This is a genomic window from Pseudoalteromonas sp. MMG013 (assembly GCF_018100885.1).
GTDB lineage: Bacteria > Pseudomonadota > Gammaproteobacteria > Enterobacterales > Alteromonadaceae > Pseudoalteromonas > Pseudoalteromonas aurantia.
The window spans coordinates 1-446 of the sequence record NZ_JAGJEE010000124.1 but is presented as its reverse complement, the minus strand read 5'-3'; the positions used below and the strand labels follow the sequence as shown (position 1 = coordinate 446).

At 41.5% G+C, this 446-nt stretch carries 1 protein-coding gene; it reads left to right on the top strand.

Annotated elements, in window-relative coordinates; translation table 11 throughout:
- Positions 1–43 precede the first annotated feature (43 nt).
- Positions 44–446: transposase (locus J8L98_RS24640; RefSeq protein WP_210998691.1), on the top strand; the 403-nt coding region annotated here is incomplete at its 3' end.

The window sequence follows — 446 nt, the reverse complement described above, 5'->3', positions numbered from 1 at the left end:
TTACTGTGATCTAATAGATATTATTCACCCACGGTAAATTGTTATGGCTAACTACAAGCCTGACTTATCCTGCCAAAATAAATTCATTCCTATCAATTTCGCAGAGCAAATCTTGCCAGGTACATTTGAGTACGCGCTTTGTTATATTGTTGAAAATAAGCTCGACTTATCGGGGTTTGATGTATGGTATAACAATGATAAAACGGGTGCTGCGGCGTATTCGCCAGCGGTGATGTTAAAGGTAATTTTACTCGGTTATGCACATGGGTTGATCAGTAGCCGCCGTATCGCCAAGGCCTGTGAAAACAATATTTTGTTCATGAGTGTATCAGGCGATGTGCAGCCGCATTACACCTCAATCGCGGCGTTTGTGGCAAAAATGCATGAGCAAATTGAACCCTTGTTTACCCAAGTGCTGATGATATGTGATGAAGAAGGGTTAATTG